The sequence below is a fragment of the uncultured Citricoccus sp. genome (genome assembly GCF_937871995.1).
GTDB lineage: Bacteria > Actinomycetota > Actinomycetes > Actinomycetales > Micrococcaceae > Citricoccus.
Map to the genome: position 1 here is coordinate 20,312 of NZ_CALMQR010000132.1, position 22,505 is coordinate 42,816.

Here is a 22,505-nt window from a genome sequence, read left to right on the forward strand (position 1 = left end):
TGGGCGGCAGTTCGACCGGGCAGTGCTGTTTGCGAATCTAGTGCTCGTCGTCCTGGGGTGCGGCGGGCCGGGTGTAGAGGTGCTCGACGGTGTCTGGGTTCCAACCTCCCGGCACGTAGGGTCGGTAGGTCTCCAGGGTTCCGTCCAGCACCGGGATCTGATCATTCTGGCTGGCGTCACCGGCCTGAATGGTGGCCTCGGCCAGGCCGCCGGGGAAGGTGCCGGTATCCGGGATGATGTGTTCGTTCTCGGGCTCGCCGAGTTCGAGGCGCTCACCGGCGGGCACGGTCAACCGCGTGCTCGTGCCCTCGATGGTGATGACCACCTCCAGGGGCTCGTCGGAGTCGTTGAACACCGAGCCCAGGAAGCGGCCCTCCGAAGAGGGGGCTTTGGACACCAACAGTAGGTTGAGCAGTTCGGCGTCCCCGGCCTGCACCTCGATCCCGTCCGACGGGGCGTACTCAAAGATGGTGGCCTGCGGATTGACGGAACTACACGCGGTGGTGCCCACCAGAGCCGCGGCCGCCAAGCCGGCGGCGATGCGGCGGCCGATGGCCTTCGGTGCGGTGGGATTCATGATCGGGCCTCCTCGGGTGAGAGATGATGATGAGGATGATGGGCGGATGGACTGTTGGCAGACTGCTGCCTGCTCATTCTCGCCAGACACCGGGCGGCCTCAGGCTATCGGGCCGCCGAAACGGTGAAAACAGCTCGTGAACCGGCCCCGGACATGACCGTGCCGACCCGCTCGGGACGGAGCCCCACGGTATGGACTGCCCGACGCTGTCGGCCATGCCGGACTCAATCATGCTGAGCCGGAATACGGTTTGAAGCGCCCTGGGTTTCGTTCCGAGTCTCACGAAGGAGAATCGGTACATGCCCAAGAAGTTCACCCCTGAGTTCCGCGACCGAGCGGTGCGGATGGTCTTCGACCGCCAAGCCACGGAAGGTGGTCCTCGTGCGGCTTCGATCCGTGTCGTGGCACAATCCCTGGGCTGTGGCCCGGAAACCCTGCGGAACTGGTGCCAGCGAGCCCAGGATTCAGCACGTCCAGCGGAAGCATCACCGGGTGAGACCCCGGAGGAAGAGCTCCGGCGTTTGCGTCGGGAGCTGACCGAGGCCAGGCGTGCCAACGAGATCCTGAAGAAGGCCTCGGCGTAATCCGTGCGCGGAACAACGTCCGCCCCACGACGAGATGATCCGGTTCATCGACGAACACAAGGATCAGTTCGGGGTCGAGGCCATCTGCCGCACCCTGGGTGCGACGGAGTGTGGGTTCATCACCTCCCGCGGCTACCGCGCCGCGAGGACCCGTCCGGCCTCGGCGCGGAGCCTGCGCGATGCGGTCCTGGCCGAGGAACTGCGGCGGATCCACGCCGAGAACTACGGCGTCTACGGATACCGCAAGATGTGGCATGCCATGCGCCGGGCCGGCTGGGATCTCGGCCGTGACCAGGTCGCCCGGCTGATGAAAGCCGCCGGCCTGCAGGGCGTACGGCGAGGCCGCCGGCCGGTCACCACCAGGCCCGCCGTCGAGCCGGATCACCGTCCGGACCTGGTCAAGCGACAGTTCGCCGCGCAGGCACCGAACCGGCTGTGGGTCGCTGACATCACTTACGTGCGGATCTTGACTGGCTTCTGCTACGTCGCGTTCATCACCGATGCCTGCACCCGGAAGATCGTCGGTTGGGCCGTGGCGGCCACCCTGCACACACAGTCCCTGCCGCTGCAGGCCCTGGAGCACGCGCTGCTGAGCACCGATGCCAGCCTGCGGGACGGACGCCTGGTCCATCACTCGGATCGGGGTGTGCAGTACGTCAGTCTGGCCTACACCGAGACGTTGGCGGTCTACGGTGTCACCGCGTCGGTCGGGTCCGTCGGGGATTCGTATGACAATGCCCTCGCTGAAGCCGTGAATGGCCTCTACAAGGCCGAGATCATCCACAGCTGTCGGGTCTGGCCCTCGGTCACCGCCGTGGAGATGGCCACGATGGACTGGGTGCAGTGGTGGAACACCCGCCGACTGCACGAGAGCCTCGACTACCGGACCCCGGCAGAAGTCGAAGCCTCATACACTCAACACCTGACAGCCGCGCCCGCGGTGGTCTAACCACAGAACGAAACCCAGGGCGCTTCAGTTCACCAGTACCTGCACGGGCACGGAGCAACCTGGAGGAGCACAGGGGCTTGGCTCCGGCTCTGCTTCGGAACCGCCACCCAGGTATGCCCGGGCATACTGCACAAACCGCTCCGGAGAGGGGTCGGCTACCGAGACATGGGACAACATGTAGCGATAACCATCCAAGGCCTGAGAGGCAATCCGAGGACTCAGGGGGTCCGGCACGGCAGCGCCGGAGCGCCAACTGAGCGCCTCGCCAAACATTCCGTTCCCGCAGAGAAGTCTCGGGTCGCGGCAAACGGTGCTCTTCGATAAGTTCGGGGTGCCTCCCCGAGCATTCAAGGTGACTCAGGGGTTATCGCAGGTCTGGGATCTTGGACGGTCCGGTGTAGCGAGGTCGTGTTTGCCGGTGGCTTCTTCGAGGGCGTCGGTGGCGCGGATGAAGCCGAGGTGGCTGAAGGCCTGCGGGAAGTTCCCGGCCAGGCGGTCGCTGGCAGGGTCGTATTCTTCGGCGTAGAGCCCGAGGTCGGTGGCGTGGCCGGTGAGCCGGTCGAGCAGCTCGCTCGCCTCATTTACCCGGCCGGTGCGGGCGTACTGCTCAACCAGCCAGAACGAGCAGATCAGGAAGGGGTACTCGTCTCCGGGCAGCCCGTCGAGGCCGGCTTCAGTGCGATATCGGCGCACCAGCCCGGAGTTGTCCACGAGGTCCTGCTCGATGCGGGCCACGGTGCCGAGCATCCGCGGATCGTCATAGGCCACCAGGCCGGTGTGGGGCAGTTGCAGCAGGGAGGCATCGACCTCGGTGGTGGCGTAGGTCTGGGTGAAGCAGTTCAGGTCCTCATTGAACCCGTGCTCCAGGATCTCCTCGCGCAGGTTCTCCCGGAGCTCCCGCCACCGGTCCACCGGCCCGTCCAGGCCGTGTTCGTCCAGGGCTCGGATTCCTTCGTTGAACGCGGCCCACATCATGGCCCGGCCGTGGACGAAGAATCCCGGGGCTCCGCGCATCTCCCAGATTCCGTGGCCGGGGCGATCGTAGTTCTCTGCGCAGAAGTGCAGCAGGTTCTTCTGCAGGCCCCAGGAGTACTCATCCTCGGGTACCCCGGCGTCGCGCAGGGCGGCCAGGGCGATCATCACCTCCCCCACGACGTCGGCCTGGTATTGGTCGGCGGCCTCATTCCCCACACGCACTGGTCGGGAGTGTTCGTACCCGGTCAGGTGGTCCAGGACGGTCTCGGGCAGCTGGCGTTCTCCGGCGATCCCGTACATGATCTGCAAATCCTGTGGGTCTCCGGCCACGGCCCGCAACAGCCAACCGCGCCAGTGCAGGGCGCCCTCGGTGAAGTCGTGGCCGATGAGCGTCTCAATGGTCAGGGCCGCGTCCCGCAACCAGGTGTAGCGGTAGTCCCAGTTCCGGGCCCCGCCGAAGTCCTCGGGCAGCGAGGTGGTGGCCGCGGCCACGATGCCCCCGGTGGCCCGATGGGTCAACGCGCGCAACACCATCAAGGACCGCAGCACCATCTCGTCGTGGCGGTCGTGGACTTCCACGTGTTCTGACCAGTCCCGCCAGTACGCGATCGTGCGTTCCCGCGCCTGGGCCGGGTCCACCGGGATCGGTGGGTACCGGTGGGATTCGTGCCAAGACAGCACCCACTCCCGGGTGTCACCGGCCTGCAGATCGAACGCCCCGGTGAGCCGGTCGGCCACCGCGCCCTGGTAGTCATCCGGGTGGCCCTGCGGGGAGGCCTCGTGACGGTCCTCCATGCCTTCTTGCGGTTCGCTGCCCTGGTCTTCGTGAGGGTGCAACAGGGGCCCGGTCAGCAGCAGCGCGTCGGGCCCCGCCACCGAGAGCAGTCCTTGCCGATCCGTGCCGTGGAGATCGACCCGCCGGGTCCACGGTTTGGCCCGGTTGTAGTCGAAACGGATCCGCAGGTCATGCTCGATCTGAACCGTCCCGGAAAGACACTGCACCTGTCGTACCAGATCAGCCTGGCCGTCACTGGGCGGCATGAAATCGGTGACCACCGCGACCCCGGTGGCACTGCGCCACGTGGTCTCCAGCACGAAGGTGCGGGGCAGGTACCGCCGGGAGACCACCTCCCCGCCAACAGCGGACAGTCGCCACCGCCCGTCCTCCTCGGTACCCAGCAGGGCGGCGAACACTGAGGGAGAATCGAAGCGGGGGAAGCACAGCCAGTCGATGCTGCCCTCCCGGGACACCAGCGGCCCGGTGCGCAGATCGGACAGGAGTGCGTAGTCCTCCAGAGGGGTGGAGCCACGCTCGAGGTCCTGAGCCATGGCCCCATTGAACCAGCCGCCGTGTCGGGACATCCAGCCGCCGCGGGAGTAGCGTGCTACGGATGGACACCATCGGGACGTTGATCATCCTCGGCGCCACCGGCGACCTCACCGCACGGTTGTTGTTACCGGGCCTGGGCCGGCTGCTCACCGAAGAACCCGACCGCAGGCTGACACTGATCGGCGCCGATCTAACCGCAGACCCCAGCCCATCGTGGCCCGACACCGTCCGAGAGGCCTTCGCCAGCGTCGGGGCCGCCGGTCCGGCGGTGGCCCACACCCTGGCCCACACCGACTACCAGGCCACCGATGCCTCCTCCCCCACCGACCTGGAGTCACTCCTGACCGCCGCGGACGGTATCCCGGCCCTGTACTTCGCCCTGCCCCCGGCCGTAACCACCCGAGCCATCGAGGCCCTCCACGAGATCGAGCTGCCGGACGGCACCATGCTGGCCCTGGAGAAGCCCTTCGGCGTCAACCAACACCGTGCCGCCGAACTCAACCAACACCTGACCTCCCTGGTGAGCGAAGAACAGGTCTTCCGGGTCGATCACTTCCTGGGCAAATCCACGGTGTTGAACATCCTGGGCCTACGTTTCACGAACTACCTGTTCGAACCGCTGCTCAACCGCGACCATGTCGCTCGGGTTGAGATCGTCTACGACGAAGAACTGGGCCTGGAGAACCGAGCCGGGTACTACGATCATGCCGGGGCCATGGTCGACATGATCCAATCCCACCTGCTGCAGGTCATGGCCCTGATCACCATGGACGCCCCACAGTCCCTGCACCCCGAGCAGCTGCGCGCGACCAAGGCCGAAGCGCTGCGCGCGGTGCGGCCCTTCGGCGATGATCCTGCCCACGCCAGCCGACGCGCCCGCTACACCGCCGGCACCATCAACGGCCGACAGTTGCCCTCCTACACCGATGAACCCGGCGTGGACCCGGCACGCGGCACCGAGACCCTGGCCGAAGTCACCCTCGAGGCGGCCACCTGGCGATGGGCCGGAGTGCCGTTCACCCTGCGCTCGGGCAAAGCCCTAAACGCGGACCGGCACGAGATCGTCATTACCTTCCGCGAGGTGCCCCACCAACCGGCCGGCTTCACCGGAGCCACCGAACCCACCGTGCTGCGCCTCAGCTTGGGCCCGGACCAGTTGACAGTGGAACTCAACGTCAACGGACCCGGTGACCCGTTCACCCTGGACCGCGGGCGGCTCACCGCCGACTTCGGCGCCGGCCGACTCAACCCCTACGGTGAGGTCCTCCGCGGTCTACTGGATCGCGACCCCACGCTGTCCATCCGCGCCGAGGGCTCCGAACACGCCTGGCGGATCATCGACCAGATCCGCACGGCGTGGCAGGCCGGAACCGTACCGCTGGAAGAGTACCGAGCCGGCACTACCGGGCCGGCACACTGGCTTCGGCACTCCCCCAGCTGACAGCCGACGCAGGGGCCGAGCACGGCGGCTCCACTCCGTCGGCAAGACCGCGCGGGCCGCGCTTCTCCCATCCTGAAGAAGTGTCATCTCCGCTAGTGGAGGTATCAAAGCGATCATGGCGGCGTCGAGCACGGTCCTTGGCATCAACGGCCCTGGGATAAATTCCGCAAGGATGAGGCGAGGATTCCAGTGCTTCCGGGCAGATGCGCGCGCGTCGCCGACCATAGGGAAGCACCCAGCATCGATCAGCGAAAGAAGGCACTGTGCGACTCTTCGACCCTCGCGATCGCGAGATCACTCCTCAACAAGCACGCCGCTACGCGCTGTTCGAAGTGCTCCATACGATCGTGGACTTCGCCGCGGCGTCCCTATTCATCATCGGCAGCATCCTGTTCTTCTTCGAACAGACCATGCTCCCCGGCACGTGGTGTTTCTTGTTCGGTTCCATCTTCTTCGCAACCAAACCAACGATCCGATTGGCACGCGAAATCTGGTTGGCCAAGCTCAAGGACATCGATCGTCTGGCCAAGATGGCCCCGGAGGGGCCGGGTTCATTCGAGAAGCTGCCCGCAGACAACCAGAACGCAGTTCCCGATAACGGCGGTCGACCTGATGAGGAATATCGACTTAACACGGAAACCAGTACCGGGAGATTCAACCGCGAGTCGTAAGAGCCAGCAACAGTTGCCGATAAGACAGGAAGTACCCTCGGCTGTCCGATCTTGAAACAGGCATAAGTGTTCCAGTTCCTTGGAACCGGAACACCTCTGGCTATGCATCAATGGCAAAGTTTGTCAAACGGTTTATGCTGGTCTCATGGCAACGATGAACGTATCCCTTCCCGACGGGCTCAAGGAGTTCGTCGAAACCCAGGTGGGCGAACGTGGCTACGGCACCAGCAGTGAGTTCGTCCGAGATTTGATTCGACGCGAGCAGGCACGCACGCAATTGCGTGCCTTGCTGGTGGAGGGCATGGGGTCCGGGCCGGGGTCGGAGATGGATGAGGCGTACTTCCAACGGATGCGTGAACGGATCCAACTCTCTGGACCGGCGTGAGCGCGCGCCAGGTCGTCACCACGCGGCGGGCCGATGAGGACATCACCGCAGCCGTTGAGTACTACCTCGGCCAAGGAGCTGCCACCGCAGCCTTGGCCTTTGTCGATGCACTGGAAGACGCCAAGGTCCTCATCGGTGAGCATCCGCAACTGGGCTCCATGCGGCTGGGGGCCGAGGTGGACATCCCCGAGATCCGCACCCTGGCCCTGCGCCGGTTCCCCTACCTGGCCTTCTATACCGACGACGTCGATGCGGTTCGTGTCCACCGGGTGCTGCACACCGCCCGGGACATCCCCTCCGAGCTCCTCGACGTCTGAACGCCCTCCGGCGGCTGCCACCAGTGCTTGTCGGGCGGGTGTATGTGAAGCGCTCTGGGTTTCGTTGCGTGGTCAGAGCGATATTCCCGACAGCGGGCCTGTAAGCCTGACTATGTAAAGTGAAAGTCCAGCGTGGCCATGGAACCTGATCTTCTCCCCAGCGGTGATGTTGCAGTAAGCCCGACGACGTCCCGGTGAACGGCTCTCCGTCGGAAGCCTCGTAGCCGTTGACCTTCGCACGCTGGTGTCCTCGTGGCGGGGAACAGGTGACGCGACAGCCCAAGTCTTGCGGGTGGACGCCTTCAACACGGTCGGGCGCTGACGCACACTGGCCGGACAGCTCAAGCTCTCAGGGACGGTTGAGCGGGATTGATGGCTTTGAGACGCGCTCGGATGGGTAGCTCAGTGAGACGGAGGACGGCGTTCAGACTCCGTCTTCGCGGGGCAATATCGCAGGATGTTGCGGACTGTCGTAGCCGATTGGTCGTCAGCGTCGCGACCATTGTCCGGTGTTATCGATTCTCCGCTGCTATCGCTCGTGAACCGTGGTATTCAGTGGCCCCCACCGCTATCTACAGATCCAGTTGCCAGCGAGGTAAGGAACCTCGGTTGGTCCGTTCGCGACAACGCGGGCGATGCTTCGTCGCGGACCGTCGGATCGGACTTATCCCATAGCAGGTTCAGGCTCCCGATAGGATCACGGACGTGGACACTCGCTGGCTGGAGGCCTTCATCGCCGTGGCTGAAGAGCTTCACTTCGGGCGTGCCGCTTCCAGGCTGCATATGGCCCATTCGCCATTGAGTCAGATGATCCGCAAGCTCGAGCGGGAGATCGGCTCGGACCTTTTCGACCGCAACACCCGATCCGTGTGCATGACCAGCGCTGGATTAGCGTTCCTTCCCTTCGCCCGGGAAAGCCTCGAACGGCTGTCTTCGGGCAGGAAGGCCACCACGGCGGCGGCCGACGTGGTCGTCGGTCGGGTCCGTATCGGTTATTCAGGAGTGTTGAACCACGTCCTGTTGCCGCCATTGACGCGCGGAGTCCACCAAGAGTTGCCCGGTGTCGAACTCGAGCTCATTGGCCGGGTCCTAACGGATGATGCCCTAGTCCAGCTGCGCCACGGGGCCCTGGACCTTGCCTGCGTGGGTTTGCCCATCGCAGCCAGCGCCATGAACACGCGGTTGCTGTACCAAGAGCACCTCGGCGCGGTCCTGCCGGCTGACCACCGACTGGCAGCGGCGGGCACCATCGACGTCACCGACCTCGCCGACGAACCCTTCGTCACCACGTCAACGTCTGGCGGATCGGCCTTGGAGGCCACGCTGATGCAGCAATGCTCTGACGCCGGATTCCGTCCACGCGTGGTGCAGGAGACGTCTGATCCCTACGTCGTGTTGCAGCTCGTGGCTGGCGGCGTCGGTATCACGCTAGCGCCGGAGACCATCGCGCCGATGCTGCCGCCCGGCGCCGTGTACCGCTCCTTGCTGAACCCAACCGTCACCTTGGATCACGGCTTGGCGTGGTCCCTTGGGCCGGGGACACCAGCTCTCCACGCCGTGCTGGACCTCGTTGAGAGGGTTATGGCACATACCTCACGGTGATGAGGATTGTGCTGACCGTGTACATAATCAATCCCGAATTTTGTTCTACACTTATACAGTTTGCATCCCTACGCTTATGTGAGGTCGATCACCGGATGTGGTGGTCCATAGACATAAGAAAGGGGCCATCTTGAGCGCTTCAGTCAGCGATGCCCGCCGTTCTGCGGACGATGCCTCCCTCGCGGGTACCGAGACCGTGGCCGCGCATACCCGTTCCCTCACCGACCCGCGAAACGCGCGTCGGGCGGCCCTGTCGGGATTCTTGGGCAGCACCTTGGAGTACTACGACTTCTTCATCTACGGTTCGGCCGCCGCGCTGGTCTTCAGTTCGGTGTTCTTCGCTGATGACAACGCGACTTCGGTGCTGCTGTCCATCTCCACCCTTGGAGTCGCCTACGTGGCCCGCCCGCTCGGAGCTGTGCTTTGGGGCCACCTCGGGGACACCTTCGGCCGCCGCAACACCCTGATCGCGTGCCTGCTGACCATGGGCGTCTCCACCCTGCTGATCGGCTGCCTGCCCACCTATGAACAGGTCGGTATGCTCGCCCCGATCCTGCTGGTGCTGTTGCGCCTTCTGCAGGGCCTGTCCGCCGGCGGCGAGTCCCCCGGGGCCGCATCGCTGTCCATGGAGCACGCCCCGGAAGGCCGGCGCGGCTTCTTCGCCTCGTTCACCATGTCCGGAATTATGTTCGGCATCGTGCTAGCCACCCTCGTGTTCATCCCGGTGGCAGCCATGGACGATGAGGCGTTGATGTCTTGGGGCTGGCGCGTCCCGTTCTGGATCTCCATTGTCCTGACCGTCCTCGCCTTCGTCATCCGCCGCACCCTGGAAGAGCCAGAGGTCTTCGAGGAGGTCAAGGATGCTGACGAAGTCGTCAAGGTCCCCATCGTGGAACTGTTCCGCAACCACTGGACTTCAGTGGTGCGCGTGATGTTCGCCGCCACGTTCGCCATGATGAACACCGTGGTCAATGTCTTCGGTCTGGCCTATGCGGTGGAGTACAACGGCATCGAGCGCACTACTATGCTGCTGGCCATCGCGGCGGGTAACTTCGCGGCCGTCCTCACCCAGCCCTTCTACGGGTGGCTCGCGGACCGAATCGGCCGCAAACCCGTCTTCATCGGCGGCGCACTCGGCGCAGGCGTAATGATGTTCGTGTTCTTCAACGCGATCGGCACCGGGAACGTCGCCATGGTCTTCGTCTCCGCGGTCATCCTGTTCGGCGTCTTCTACGCGGCCCCGAACGGCTCATACATGGCCAGCTTCCCGGAGCAGTTCCCGGCCCGGGTGCGCTACTCCGGCATGGCGATCGGCCTCATGCTGGGCCTGTTGGTCTCCGGTTTTGCCCCTGCCCTGGCCCAGTGGATGACCAGCGGCGATTCCGCCAACTGGGGCCCCGTTGCCTGGATGTGTTGCGGTTTCGCGGTGCTCTCGGCCGTGGCCTTCGCCACCGGCCCGGAGACGTACAAGGTTCCTCTGCCGTTCCTTGGACTGAAGAAGCGCGAACTAGCCGATCTCCAGGCCAAGGGCATCTACTGAAATTCCCCGACCCGCAGGAGGGGTAGGGGTTCCCATCCGAGGAGCAGGGGCCGGCCGGGTACGTCCCGGTCGGCCCCTGCGGCCTCCATCCATCACTACTCTGGAGGGTTCCACGACCATGCCTGAACAAGCCCCGAGACGGGCCCTGATTACCGGCGGTGCCAGTGGCATCGGCGCCGCGACGGCCGAGCGGCTCCGCGCGGACGGACTGGTAGTTCTCACCGCCGACCTGGCCCCGGGAGCCGACTTCCGCGTAGACGTTAGCAGCGAGGACTCCGTGAGGCAGCTCGCCCGGGAATGCGGCCCGGTCGATGTCTTGGTCAATTGCGCCGGGACCGTGGGCCCCGGAGCGGACGTCGTGGACACCGACGTCGCGGCCTGGCGCCGGACCTTCGCCGTCAACGTGGACGGGACGTTCCTGATGTGCCGAGCATTCGTACCATCGATGGCCGAACGGGGCTGGGGCCGCATCGTGAACCTCTCCAGCATCGCCGCCAAGGACGGCAACCCGCGCCAGGCCGCCTACTCGGCATCGAAAGCGGCGGTGATCGCCCTGACGAAATCATTGGGCAAGGAGCTCGCCACTACCGGAGTACTCGTCAACGTCGTCGCCCCGGCGGCGGTGAAGACGCCCATGAACGCGGAGACTGCACCGGAAATCCTCGCGCGCTCTCAGGAGATGACGCCTATGAACCGGTTCGGCACCGCCGTCGAGATCGCAGAGCTCATTGCCTGGCTCAGTTCCGAGAAGGTGTCCTTCTCCACCGGAGCGGTCTACGACGCCTCCGGGGGGCGCGCCACTTACTGAGCTGCCCAGTAGCCTCAGAACCTGATCGGACGCCCCGTCCGGGAGGATTCATAGACGGCCAGCAGGATGCGCAGCGACTTGGTGGCCTCCTCGCCGGTGACGGCGGGATCCGCGCCGGTGCGCACCGCGTCCACGAAGTCGGCCACCTGGACCCGGTGCCAGGGGAGCAGCGCTCCGTTAATGGTGGCCAGGTCGGCGTTGGGCGCCAGCGACGACGGCCAAGTCTCCGAGGCGCCAACGCTGTCACCGGTGGCCCAGATGTCCACGCGGCCGTCGGTGCCCTCCGGGAACTCCGTCAGCTGGGCCGTGGCACCGCTGGAGCCCGTGACCCTGATCTGCACTCCAAGGGAGGGGGTCACCGCGGTGGATGCCTGCAGGGTGGCGATCGCCCCGGACGCGAACCGCAGGGTGGCCACCGCGGAGTCCTCCACCTCGATGTGCTCGCCGTGGACGTATGTCGCAGTGTGGCCGTGGACCTCCACCACGTCTCCCATGAACCACTGCAGCAGGTCGATGTAGTGGATGCCCTGGGTCATCAGCACCCCGCCACCGTCGCTGGCCCAGGTGCCGCGCCAGGGGGTGGCGGAGTAGTACTCGGATTCGCGGTGCAGCATGACCGAGCAGTGGCCCAGGATCGGGGTGCCGATCGTGCCGTCGTCGATTGCCGCACGGATCCGTTGGGCGGCGGGCCAGAAACGGCGCTGGAACAGCACGCCGAAGGTCACGCCGGCCTCCCGGCAGGTGGTCACCATGCGCTCGGCGGCGGCGAGGTCGATCGCGATCGGCTTCTCGCACAACACGTGCACGCCGGCAGCGGCAGCCTCGGCGACCACAGCCTCGTGGGTGGGATGCGGGGTGCAGACGGACACAACATCGAGCCCTCGCCCGTCCACGCCCCGCCAGGCCAGCATGTCCGTCACCGAGCCGAACGCGTGGTCGATCTCGTTCGCGATGGCCAGCTGCTGCGCACGCTCGGCATCGATGTCACATAAGGCCACCACCTCCACGTCATGCAGCGCCCGGTAGGCCTCCAGGTGGTTGCGAAAAATCGCGCCGCCGCCGGCGATGCCTACGCGCAAAAGCCCGGTGGCCCCCGGGACGGGATGGGTGGCCTCGGGGGCGGTGGTCGTCGTCATTGATCATGCTCCTCGTGCTTGTGATGGTGGACGTGGGACGCCACCGTGCCGGGAAAATCGGCACGGTGGCAGCCGCGGGCACTGCATTCGGCGGGGTGGCGCCGGCTCTACTGCTTACCGAGCAGTTCGGGGTGCTCCTGGAACGCGCTCCGGGCCCGGGCCGGGCCGAGCTCGGCGGTGGGCACTTTATACGTCTCCCGGGCGGTGGCAATCGCGAGGCAGGAGATTCCCACGGCTAGGGTGACGAACACGGCGACCGGGATCCAGCCCAGGGCTCCCGGCTGGGCGAGGACGGCGGCGATGGTGGGGGCGAAACCAGTGAGGATCAGGCCGATCTGATTGCCCATGGCCATTCCGGTGTAGCGCACCGGGGCGGCGAACATCTCGGGGAAGAACGCCGGCCAGACGCCGTTCCAGCAGGAGTAGAAAATGGACTGGTTAATAAAGGCGAACACGAAGATCAAAATCAGGTCCTGCTCACCGATGGCCCAGAAGAAGCCCCAGATGGAAGCCACGCAGCCGACGGCGCCGATGAACAGGGTGGCCTTGCGACCGATCCGGTCCGCCATCCGGGCGGCCAGCGGGATGCTGACCATGGACAGGCCAACAGTGATGACGTTGATAGTGAGCATCGCAGTTCGGTCAATGCCATGGACGTTGACGGCATACTGCAGTCCATACACGGTCACGATCGTCTGGATGACCGAGAAGAGCGTGATGAACACGATGCGCACGACGTCCTGCCACTGCGTCCTCAGGACCAGCAGGGCGGGCACGTCGGTGCTTGTGCGGTCGATGGCCGCCTCGGCGAGGTATTCACGATGGGCACCGGGCTCGCCGCTGGTTACCATGCCCTCGACCTGCTCCTCGAAGACGGGCGTCTCCTCGAGCTTGGTGCGCACCCAGTAGGCGACGACCAGAACGACCACGGAGACCAGGAAGGGCACCCGCCACCCCCAGCTGGTGAACTGGTCATCGGGCAGCAGGGCGATGGGGATGAAGACCAGGTTGGATAGCACCATGCCGGAGGCGTAGCCCATCATCACGGAGCTGGAGAACTCGGCCCGACGGCGTTGGGGTGCATGCTCCAGCGTCATCGTGGCGGCGCCGGCGGCCTCGGCCCCAGCGGAGAAACCCTGGGCCAGGCGGCACAGCAGCAGCAAAGCAGTGGCCCAGACTCCCACCGCGTCGTAAGTCGGTAGCAGGCCGATGGCCGTCGAGGCCACACCCATGATGACCAACGTGATCATCAACGCGGTGCGACGCCCGATCCGGTCCCCGACGTGCCCCATGACCAGCCCACCGATCGGCCGGGCCAGGTAACCGGCGCCGAACGTCGCCATCGCGGCCACCGTCGCGACCACGGGGTCACCCTCGGGGAAGAACAGGCGGTTGAAGATCAGCGCCGCGGCCGTTCCGTAGATGAAGAAGTCGTAGTACTCCAAGGTGGAACCGAGCCACGAGGCCAGGGCGGCCTTACGCGCCTGTGGCGTAGCCTTGCGCGCGTCCAGCGCGTGAGTGCCGGCCACGTCTCCGGTCGCCGGGAGGGTGGGATCAGCCATGGCCGTCTCCTTGGATGTCTAGGGATTCCAGATGCCCGTGGTTCACTGCCAGTCCGGAACTTTCGGCCTCAGTGTGATGAGCGTTACGAATCATCGTGAGCCACGCGGTGCACGTCTCGCGCCCCGAATCCCATTGAATGAAATCCGCGCGATGTGCTCTGGCGTCAGCTCAGCTCGGTTGCCCACCAGTCCTCGGGCCATTCTCATGGCGTCCGGATCGGTTGGCTCAGAAGGCGTCTGGCTCCGCAAACTTGCCCTGTGATCCCATCTGCCGGGACAGCCCCCGCGCGGCGGCCAGCAGCACGGGCACCTGCACCTTGAGGTCGATCTGGTCCACGGCCGAGACGATCGAGATGGCTCCGAGGACCCGGCCTCCGGGGCCGAGCACGGGTGCAGCAGTCCCGGAGGAGCCTGGGACCAGGACCCCTCGCATATGCACGTAACCGTCCATCCGCGCCTGGGCAAGCCGACGGCGCAAGCCTTCCTCGGTGAGCCCCGAATTACGGGTGACCGGATCCCAGGGTTCGCTGAGGAACCGTTCCTGCATGTGGCGCGGGGAAAACGCCAGGATGGCCAGGCCAGGAGCGGTCGAGAGAACGGGCAGCCGACCGGCGACCTTGGTCAGGTCTGTCGGTACGTCCTGGCTGATGAGCCGCTCCAGGTAGATGATGGTGCGGTCCTCGGGGTCCAAGATGGCCAGGCTGGTGTTCTGGCGCTGGGTGACGTGCACGGCCTCCATGAAAGGCAGCGCCTGCTGACCGAACTCCTGGTAAGACGAGCTGCGCTGGGCCAGCTCCCATAGCACCAGTCCGATGCGGAACTTCCCCTGCGGTGTGCGCCGTAGCAGTCCATGGGTGGTCATGTCCCCCGCCAACCGGTGGGCGGTGGAAAGGGACAAGTCCGCTCGGGCAGCCACCTCGGTGGCCGTCAGTTCCGCATGATCCATGTCGAAGGCGTTCAGGATCCTCACCAGCCGCTCGACCACGGACTCCCCGGAACGCGAGTTCGCCATGATCCCACCATAGTCCGATCGACCCAGCGACATTCACCGGCGCCCGCCCGGTCTGCTCAACCGGCAGACGCCAAGTCGCGGCCCGCGGGGATGGTGTCCGCGGCCGGGGGCTGGACTGGACCAGTCCCGCTGACGATGTGAGTGCCCACCGCAAAGGCGCGGGTAATGGCCGAGCCGATCGTGGCCCCGCCGCCAGGATACGCATCCCTGAATACGGTGGCTGAGCAGTTCCCCGCTGCGTAGAGTCCTCCGAGCGGCTCATCCCGCCAGTCCAGAACCTGACCATCCAGGTCCGTGCGCAATCCACCGGCCGTCCCAAGGGCCCCCGGATGCAACTGCACCGCGTAGAACGGGGCGGTCTCTACCGGGGCCAGGCACGGGTTGGGGGTGTTCGCCGGGTCGCCGAGGTGACGGTCCTGGTCGGTGGCCCCGCGACCGAAGTCGGGATCCTCACCGGTGCGGGCATGCTCGTTGAACCGCCGGAGGGTGTCGACCAGGCCGTTTGGGTCCACGCCGATCCGGTCCGCCAGCCCCGTGACGGTGTCGGCCTGCACCATCCAGGCGGGGGCGTCGGCAGGGCTGGAGAACACCGGGTGTCCGGCCACCGGGTACTTCGCGGCGTACCGGGAGTCCACCACCAGATACGCCGGGATGTTGGCGAAGTCGCCCGAAACCGGATCGACGTTCCCGAACACCCGCGAGAAGTCGTGGTAGTTCAGGGCCTCATTGACGAACCGCCGGCCGGCTCGGTTGACCACGACGCTGCCGGGCAGCGTGGCCTCGACGTTGCCCATCCTGCCGCTGGGCCGGCCGCCGTACTCGGCGCCGTGGGCGGTGAGCACCGGTACACCCCAGATGTCCTGGGTCTCGGCGATCGATGCCCCAGCGGCCAAGCCCAGCCTGAGTCCGTCGCCCTCGTTGGACGGCGCCGAGATGGGCACGATCGGAAAGCGCAGTAGCGTGCCGGTCAGTTGCGGGGACCATTCGAAGCCGCCCGAGGCGATGACGAGGGATCGGGTGCGCACCGTCACCTCATCGCCCACGGTCAGCATCCAGCGGTCGCCCTGGGGCGGCAGATCGGCACCGTCCTCTGCCAGGGAGCCGGCTCCGCCGTGAACGATCCGTTCCAGTCCCGTGGCCGGGGAGGGCGCGGAGATCACGACGCCGGCCTCCCAGGCCGAGGCGATCAGTGCACCGGCCAGCGCCCCGCCCATGGTGCGGATCCCGCGCTGGGCGCGGGCCGCGAGCAGCGCCGGGTCCGGGGCGCCGCCGTGCAGCCGGTCGCGTTCGTCCATGGTGATCCGCGGCAGATAGGTCGGCGGGCGCAGGGCCTGGGCCAGGCCGGGGACTATGGAGGGGTCGAATTCCTGGTGGTCCAGTCCACGACCGCCCGGAGTGGCCCCGGGCCATTCCATGTGATAATCCGGGCGGGCCAGCGGGGCGTACTCCACACGGGTGTAGTCGTCGAGGAAGCGGATCGCCGCGGCGGAGGTCTTCAGGTACCAGGCGATCTCGTGGTCGCTGAGGCGTCCGCGGGTGGCGGCCCGGAGGTAGGCCGCTGCGTCCCGGGCCGTGTCGGTGAAGCCTCGGCTGGGCATGAGGTGGTTGTTCGGCGCCCACATCACGCCGCCGCCGGCGGCGGTGGTGCCTCCGAGCTGTTTGTCCTTCTCCACTATCAGTACCGACTGCCCGGCGTGGGCGGCCACGAGGGCGGCCGTGATCCCGGCGCAACCGGAGCCGATGACCACCACGTCATAACGGTCCGCCAGGTGATGTGCTGGAGTCAGGAGGGTGCGGGTCCGGGGATCCGTCATGCTACTGCTCCTTCGTTGTGGTGGGTGGAGGCTGCGAGAGCGCCTGCGGAGGCAGCTGATCCGGTGGCACCGGCGGCGACGGCGGCGCCTGACCTGTCGTCTGGGGCGTCGGGGAAGTCGATGGCGGCCTTGCCGACCCCGGCGTCCGGGTCGGCAAGTGCGGCGAAGGCCCGGTCGAGCTCATGGAAGCCGAAGCGGTGGGTGATCATCGGGGCGATGACCTGCTGGTATCGGTCCAGCAGATCCAGGGCTTGGCCGATGAGGTTCTGAGAGTTGCGCGAGCCCAGGAGGTCGAGCTCCTTGACCGGCACGGTCCGCAAGGTCAGGCGCAACTCCGCGTCGGAGATCCCCACGCACACCACCCGACCGGCGGTAGCGACCAGGTCCACTCCGGTGGCTACCGAGGCCGGAGCGCCGGTGGCGTCGATGACCAAGGAGGGGCCGTTGCCGTTCGTGAGCGTGGCCAGCCCGGCCTGCTGGGCCGCCGTCGGGAAATTCCCGGGGCTCACCTCCAGGGCGCGATCCGCCCCCATGCCCAGCGCCAGGGCCAACCGGGTTGGATTGACGTCCGCCACGGTGACGTCACAGCCCAGGTCCTTGAGGTAGACCGTGGCGAGCAGGCCGATGGGGCCGGCTCCCGAGACGAGGACCTTCTCTCCGGCCTGCGCCCGACCGCGCTGCACGGCTTGCATCGCGATGGAGATCGGCTCGGACAACGGGGCCAGGCCCAGGTCGACACGGTCCGGGACGCGGTACAGCTTCTCGAGCGGCACGGCCTGCGCGGTGACAAGCGATCCGTCCTCATAGCAGCCATACACGCTCATATGGCGACAAGCGTTGACCCGTCCAACGGAACAGGCATAGCAGGTACCGCAGTAGGACATCGGGCTGATGGCCACCCGGTCCCCGACTCGCCACACGCCGCCCTTGTCCGCGGGGTCCAGCGCCTGGATGGTGCCGGCTGCCTCGTGGCCCTGGATAATGGGCAACTCGGTGGCGTAGTCATCGTCCCAGATGTGCAGGTCGGTGCCACAGAGCGTGACGGCGTGCATGGCGATGACCGCGGTGCCCGGTGCCGGTGTTGGATCGGCAACGTCCCGGTACTCGATGACGCGGCGGGAGGTGGTGACGGCTTGCTGCATGGTGATGGTCTTCCTGATTTTCGGGAGGGGACGGGTCAGGCGGCCTGGGCCGGGTGGCCCTCGGTGCCCGCGGCACCAACCACGCCGAAGGCGAGGTTCCACTGGCGAACCAGACGCTCGGCAATGAAACCCCCGACCTGGAAGGGATCCCCGTCCATCAGCGCTTCCACGTCCGCCACCGAGTCACCGGTGATGACCAGCAGGGCACCCAGCGGGTCGCACTCCGTGAGGCGACCCGAGGCCAGCAGCCGACCCTGCTCGTGCAGGCTGGCCAGGAAGTCCACATGGGCGGAACGGGCCCGCGTCATCGGTTCGGTCTCAGGAACATAGGCGTAGGTAACGGCGTAGAGGGCCATGAGAAACGTCCTTTCGAGGCTCCCGGGTTCTTGAGGGCCCGAGGGTGAAGTGGGTCACCGCCATGATGGTCGGTCGCGCGCACGCCCAGCAGGGCACTTCCCATTCAATGGGCACCGACGGACACGTCCGGTGGGTCCCAGCACGGCAGCAGCGATCCCGGAGGGCTCGGGAGCCGGCACGGCCGCACATGCACGTAGCGGTGTGCCGTCGGGCTTGAGGGAGGCGCCGGCGCCGCGTAGTTCCTACGCGCTCAGGTCGGCGGCTGTGGTCTCATCCACATCCGGTTCGGCCAGTGAACACTCTTGAACGGCGCAGGATGCGGGATACCCGATGGACGGCGTATTCACCGGACGCGGAGATCGCCCTCCTCGGCAATACCACCGTGCGCGTTCTTCACCGCAGCACCTCTCCCGCCCCGGCCGAGCAGGATTATCCGGAGGTTTCCGGCGGAGGCGAGGACGAGAGCCATGATCGTCAGCGCCCCGCCAGTCACGGTCTGCCAGCCGACGAGCACTCCCGGGGTGGGCCACAGGCTGTCCATCACCAGCGCTCCGCTGACCTGTCCGGCCACCAGGCCGAGCGTGTAGAGCAGTGACCCGATGGTCTGGGTCAGCAGCGCCCCGCCGATCACGACCAGCGACCCCGGCAGCCCTCCCGTGTAGTACCACCAATCCCCCGGGCCCAGTGGCAGCCGGACCAGACCCCCGGCCGCTATGGCCGGCCAGGCCACGATCACCAGCGCCAGGGTGCCGGTCAGGTAGTTAAAGAGCACCAGCGGTTCCGGACGTCCCACGGCGGCACTCACTACGCCGTTCATGGCCATCTGAGCCGGCTGGACCAGTCCGCCGGTGAACACGATCAGCAACGGCACGATCAGGCCCAACAGGCCGGTCGTCCCGGCATCGTCCGACACCCACCCGGAACCGCCGTCGACGCGGCCGCCGGCGTCAAAGCGGACCGACAGCGCGAGAAGGACTCCTGCACAGGCAACGAGTATGCCCAGCAACCGGGCCGCTCCGAGCCGCGTCCGGCCTGCCGGGACCCAGCCCGCTGAATCTAGGACCGCTGAGGCGACCATCTGCCCGCCGATGAACACCAGGGAGAAGACGGCGACCCCGATGAGGTCTACCGAGGCGCCCTGGCCAAACACCGCATAGGCACCCAACAAGCCGCTAAACATGAACACCGCTGGGTACCGACCCTTGAGGCCTCCGGACACCATGCGGGCGACCCCTTGACGATTGGCCCGGGTGGCCACGTTGACCCCGATCATCAGGGCCAGGCCGGACCCGAAGGTCACGGCCGCGGCCAGCGCCGCGTCACCCAGCTCGAGCTTCAGGGCGCCCGTCACCCGGGCTTGGATTGCGATCGCCCATCCTCCGGCCAGCGCCAGGATCAGCGAGGCGGACCTTCCCACGCGGGTCTCCTTCGGTATCTATGACAGCTGATGGATGTCGGCGGCGGTTCTGGCGCCGGCTCGCCTGGCCGGCAAGCGCAGGGCACCCCATCCTGCCCCCTCACCCGTGCTGGGCGCTGCCTCCACCGTGCCTGCCGGTCCCCGAAGGCCAGAATCAGTCTGCTGGGCGGCCACCATCTCCAGGAAGTGGCGGCGCATGCGGTCGGCGTCGGCCGGGCGCCCGGTCACCAGCCGGAAGGCGTCCACGGCCTGGCCCACCGCCATGGTGCCGCCGTCCACCACGTCGCAGCCCCGGGCCCGCGCGGTGACGACCAGCTCGGTGTCCACCGGCAGGTAGACCACGTCCGAGACCCACATCCCCGGCCGCAGCCACTCCGCCGCCACCGGCATCCCGGGGTGCAGGTGCATGCCCACGGGCGTGCAGTGCGCGAATCCGGTGGCCCCCGCCAGCGCATCCTGCAGCTCGCCGTGGGACCGGGAGGTCACCCGCTGGCCCGGGAACTGCGCCTGCAGGTCACCGGCCCGGGCGGCGGCCCGGTCGGTGTCGAGGTCGATCAGCACCAGCTCTGCGGCTCCGGCACGCAGCAGGGCGTAGGCCACGGCCGAGCCGGCACCGCCGACGCCGAGCTGCACCACCGCGGCCAGGTCGGCCTCCGGCAGCGTGGCCCGCAGGCCGGTGATGTACCCGGAGAAGTCCGTGTTGTAGCCCACCGAGCGCCCATCGGAGAAGACGACGGTGTTCACGGCCCCGAGGTTGCGGGCGTCCTCGTCCACCTCGTCCAGGTGGGCCATGATCGTCTGCTTGAACGGGTGGGTGACGTTGAACGCGTTGAAGCCCAGCCGGCGGCCGTACTCCAGCAGCCTCGGCGCCTCCCGCTGCGCCTGGTCCCCGGTGTACCCGAGGGCGGCGACGTCCACGGGCCGGTAGAGGTAGTGCAGTCCCTGTTCGCGTCCCTCCCTCTCGTGCATCGGCGGGGTCAGCGACGCGGTGATCCCGTCACCGATGAGTCCGACCAGGTAGGACTCTGCGACTGTGCTCATGCTGTTTCCTTCTGGCCGGAGTACCGCAAGGCCGGGGGCGTGGGCCGATCGGCGTCCTCCGCGGCGTCCGGGCCGGCGGCACCGGTACGGCGGGCGGCGGCGTGTCGGGCGGCCACCCAACCGAACGTCATCCCCGAACCCACCTGTGAGCCGGCTCCGGGATACTCCGAACCCATGACCGAGGCGGCATCGTTGCCGGCGGCGTACAGTCCCGGGATGGCGTCCCCGTCCCCGTCGAGCACCTGGGCTTCCGAATTGACGCGGATGCCGAAGGAGGTGGCCAGCGGTGTCGGGTAGACGGCCATGGCGTAGTACGGTGCCTGCTGGACCGGGCCGATGTTGGGGTTGGGCTCATTCTTGGGATCACCGGCCACCCGACCGAACAGCAGCTCGCCCTTGTGGAAGTCCTCGTCCACGCCGGTCTCGGCAAAACCGTTGTAGCGTCGGACGGTCTCCTCAAGTCCCTCAGGGTCCACGCCGATCTGCTCGGCCAGACCCCGCAGGGTGACGTCCTTGACCAGGTAACCCTCGTCCACGTAGCGCTGCAGGGCGAACTCCGGCAGGTGCGGCATGGTAATCATTCCCAGGCCGTACTTGGCGAGCGTCGCGGCGTCCACCACGAGCCATGCCGGGATGGTCGGGACGGACCGGTGGGAGTCATACATGGCCCTCACGAACCGGTGGTAGGACACGGACTCGTCCACGAACCGTCGGCCGGCCGCGTTGACGGCGATCAGTCCGGGCTTGGCGCGGTCCCAGATGTGCGGGAAGACCACGGTGGACCCGTCCCGTCGCCGGCCGATCGAGGACGGGAACCACAGTGCGTTCTCGCCGTTGTCGTTGCCGAGGGCGGCGCCCACGGCCTCGGCCAGCGCTAGGGTGTCCCCGGTAGCACCCTCCCCGGCCCGGGAGTACTGCGGTGTGGGCGTTGGTAGGTACCTCTGGCGCAATTCGGGGTTCTGGGCGAAGCCGCCGGCGGCGAGGACCACGCCCCGACGGGCGCGGATCCGCCGGGGCAGTCCGCGGTGTTCGACCACGGCGCCCGCCACCTCGCCGGAATCGCGCACCAGTTCAATGGTGCGGGCGTTGACCCACAGCTCCCCGCCGCGGTCCTTGAGCTCGTAGAGCATCCGCGCGGTCAGCGCGTTGCCCATGACCAGCCGGGTGCCACGCGGGTACCGGAGCCTGTCCGTGGCCCAGCGCAGGCCCAGGCCCAGCGCGGTGGTGACGGCCTTCGCCGTCTTTCCGGCCTCCTTCGAGAACAGTCCCAGCAGGGTGTTCACCTCCGGCCGGCGCAGCATCATGGTCCCGCCCATCAGCGCGAACTCCGGCACAGGCCGACGCATCCGTGAGAAGTCTGCCGGACCCAACTTGCGGCCGTCGAACGGCTCGGGTTCCAGGGCACGGCCGGTCTTGCCGGTGTCCGGCAACTCGGAGTGGTAGTCCACCACGTTCGGCGAGCGGAGGAACCGCACCCCCAGCCCCTCCATGTACTTCAGCATCTCCGGACCGTTGTCCACGTAGGCCTGGCGCATCTCCTTGGGGGACTTGTCCCCCACCACGGCGTCGAGGTAGGCCTCCACCTTCTCCGCGTCATTGATGATCCCGTCCTCGCGCTGGAAGTGGTTGTTGGGGATCCAGCAGGTGCCGGCGGAGTATGCGGTGGTGCCACCGATGTAATCGGTCTTCTCCAGCACCAGCACGTCCAGGCCCTCGGCGACACCGGTCAGCGCGGCCGACAAGCCTGCCGCCCCGGAACCGAGTACCAACAGGTCAACCTCGTGGTCCCAACCTGCTCGACCCTCGGTCATCGTGTCCATAGCACTGCTCATCTCGTATTGCTCC

Annotated in this window: 18 protein-coding genes and 1 pseudogene; 8 read left to right on the forward strand and 11 right to left on the reverse strand. The window is 67.0% G+C overall.

Features of this window, described 5'->3' with window-relative positions:
• Positions 1 to 37: 37 nt before the first annotated feature.
• On the reverse strand, positions 38 to 577 hold the full coding sequence (locus tag Q0283_RS15165; RefSeq protein ID WP_183528804.1) for a hypothetical protein: 540 nt from the start codon (positions 575 to 577) through the stop codon (positions 38 to 40).
• A gap of 299 nt (positions 578 to 876) precedes the next feature.
• On the opposite strand from Q0283_RS15165, the pseudogene Q0283_RS15170 reads away from it, so the two are divergent.
• Positions 877 to 2,110 (forward strand): annotated as a pseudogene (locus Q0283_RS15170) (IS3 family transposase).
• Between the two features lie 357 nt (positions 2,111 to 2,467).
• Here Q0283_RS15170 and Q0283_RS15175 read toward each other — a convergent pair.
• Positions 2,468 to 4,414 (reverse strand): glycoside hydrolase family 15 protein, encoded by a 1,947-nt coding sequence (locus tag Q0283_RS15175; protein ID WP_221243755.1) that lies wholly within the window; start codon positions 4,412 to 4,414, stop codon positions 2,468 to 2,470.
• 62 nt (positions 4,415 to 4,476) lie between these two features.
• Here Q0283_RS15175 and Q0283_RS15180 point away from each other — a divergent pair, with 62 nt between their 5' ends.
• The 7 genes from Q0283_RS15180 (at position 4,477) to Q0283_RS15210 (ending at position 11,179) form a co-directional block, all read left to right on the forward strand.
• Positions 4,477 to 5,856 carry a glucose-6-phosphate dehydrogenase gene (locus tag Q0283_RS15180; protein WP_183528809.1) on the forward strand — a complete coding sequence of 460 codons (1,380 nt, stop codon included), beginning with the start codon at positions 4,477 to 4,479 and terminating at the stop codon, positions 5,854 to 5,856.
• Between the two features lie 263 nt (positions 5,857 to 6,119).
• Complete coding sequence (locus Q0283_RS15185; RefSeq protein ID WP_183528811.1) at positions 6,120 to 6,527, forward strand: YrhK family protein; 408 nt, start codon at positions 6,120 to 6,122, stop codon at positions 6,525 to 6,527.
• Between the two features lie 145 nt (positions 6,528 to 6,672).
• On the forward strand, positions 6,673 to 6,912 hold the full coding sequence (locus Q0283_RS15190) for a type II toxin-antitoxin system ParD family antitoxin (RefSeq protein WP_183528813.1): 240 nt from the start codon (positions 6,673 to 6,675) through the stop codon (positions 6,910 to 6,912).
• Complete coding sequence (locus Q0283_RS15195) at positions 6,909 to 7,229, forward strand: type II toxin-antitoxin system RelE/ParE family toxin (RefSeq protein ID WP_183528815.1); 321 nt, start codon at positions 6,909 to 6,911, stop codon at positions 7,227 to 7,229. The genes Q0283_RS15190 and Q0283_RS15195 overlap by 4 nt, the downstream gene beginning before the upstream one ends.
• 705 nt (positions 7,230 to 7,934) lie before the next feature.
• Positions 7,935 to 8,831, forward strand: a complete 897-nt coding sequence (locus Q0283_RS15200) for a LysR family transcriptional regulator (protein ID WP_183528817.1) — start codon at positions 7,935 to 7,937, stop codon at positions 8,829 to 8,831.
• Positions 8,832 to 9,093: 262 nt separating this feature from the next.
• Positions 9,094 to 10,371 carry an MFS transporter gene (locus tag Q0283_RS15205; protein ID WP_255459685.1) on the forward strand — a complete coding sequence of 426 codons (1,278 nt, stop codon included), beginning with the start codon at positions 9,094 to 9,096 and terminating at the stop codon, positions 10,369 to 10,371.
• A 118-nt stretch (positions 10,372 to 10,489) separates the two neighbouring features.
• A complete protein-coding gene (locus Q0283_RS15210) occupies positions 10,490 to 11,179 on the forward strand; it encodes an SDR family NAD(P)-dependent oxidoreductase (RefSeq protein WP_183528819.1) in 690 nt (229 codons plus the stop codon).
• Between the two features lie 14 nt (positions 11,180 to 11,193).
• Here Q0283_RS15210 and Q0283_RS15215 read toward each other — a convergent pair whose 3' ends face one another.
• From Q0283_RS15215 to Q0283_RS15255, 9 genes are all read right to left on the reverse strand, one after another.
• Entirely contained in the window at positions 11,194 to 12,315 is a 1,122-nt protein-coding gene (locus Q0283_RS15215) for a Gfo/Idh/MocA family protein (protein ID WP_183528821.1), read from the reverse strand.
• 107 nt (positions 12,316 to 12,422) lie between these two features.
• The gene (locus Q0283_RS15220) at positions 12,423 to 13,877 is read right to left on the reverse strand and encodes an MFS transporter (RefSeq protein ID WP_183528823.1); all 1,455 of its coding nucleotides are present in this window, start codon (positions 13,875 to 13,877) and stop codon (positions 12,423 to 12,425) included.
• Between the two features lie 226 nt (positions 13,878 to 14,103).
• Positions 14,104 to 14,862, reverse strand: coding sequence for an IclR family transcriptional regulator (locus Q0283_RS15225; RefSeq protein ID WP_183528825.1), 759 nt, complete (start codon positions 14,860 to 14,862; stop codon positions 14,104 to 14,106).
• An 83-nt stretch (positions 14,863 to 14,945) separates the two neighbouring features.
• On the reverse strand, positions 14,946 to 16,703 hold the full coding sequence (locus tag Q0283_RS15230) for an FAD-dependent oxidoreductase (protein WP_183528827.1): 1,758 nt from the start codon (positions 16,701 to 16,703) through the stop codon (positions 14,946 to 14,948).
• Positions 16,700 to 17,845, reverse strand: a complete 1,146-nt coding sequence (locus Q0283_RS15235) for an alcohol dehydrogenase catalytic domain-containing protein (protein WP_183528829.1) — start codon at positions 17,843 to 17,845, stop codon at positions 16,700 to 16,702. Before Q0283_RS15235 ends, Q0283_RS15230 begins: the two co-directional genes overlap by 4 nt.
• A 35-nt stretch (positions 17,846 to 17,880) precedes the next feature.
• Positions 17,881 to 18,201 (reverse strand): YciI family protein, encoded by a 321-nt coding sequence (locus tag Q0283_RS15240; protein WP_183528831.1) that lies wholly within the window; start codon positions 18,199 to 18,201, stop codon positions 17,881 to 17,883.
• 344 nt (positions 18,202 to 18,545) lie between these two features.
• Positions 18,546 to 19,619 carry a DMT family transporter gene (locus tag Q0283_RS15245; protein ID WP_298045401.1) on the reverse strand — a complete coding sequence of 358 codons (1,074 nt, stop codon included), beginning with the start codon at positions 19,617 to 19,619 and terminating at the stop codon, positions 18,546 to 18,548.
• An 18-nt stretch (positions 19,620 to 19,637) separates the two neighbouring features.
• A complete protein-coding gene (locus tag Q0283_RS15250) occupies positions 19,638 to 20,660 on the reverse strand; it encodes a shikimate dehydrogenase (protein ID WP_298045403.1) in 1,023 nt (340 codons plus the stop codon).
• Positions 20,657 to 22,471 (reverse strand): FAD-dependent oxidoreductase, encoded by a 1,815-nt coding sequence (locus Q0283_RS15255; RefSeq protein ID WP_298045405.1) that lies wholly within the window; start codon positions 22,469 to 22,471, stop codon positions 20,657 to 20,659. The genes Q0283_RS15250 and Q0283_RS15255 overlap by 4 nt, the downstream gene beginning before the upstream one ends.
• Positions 22,472 to 22,505 lie beyond the last annotated feature (34 nt).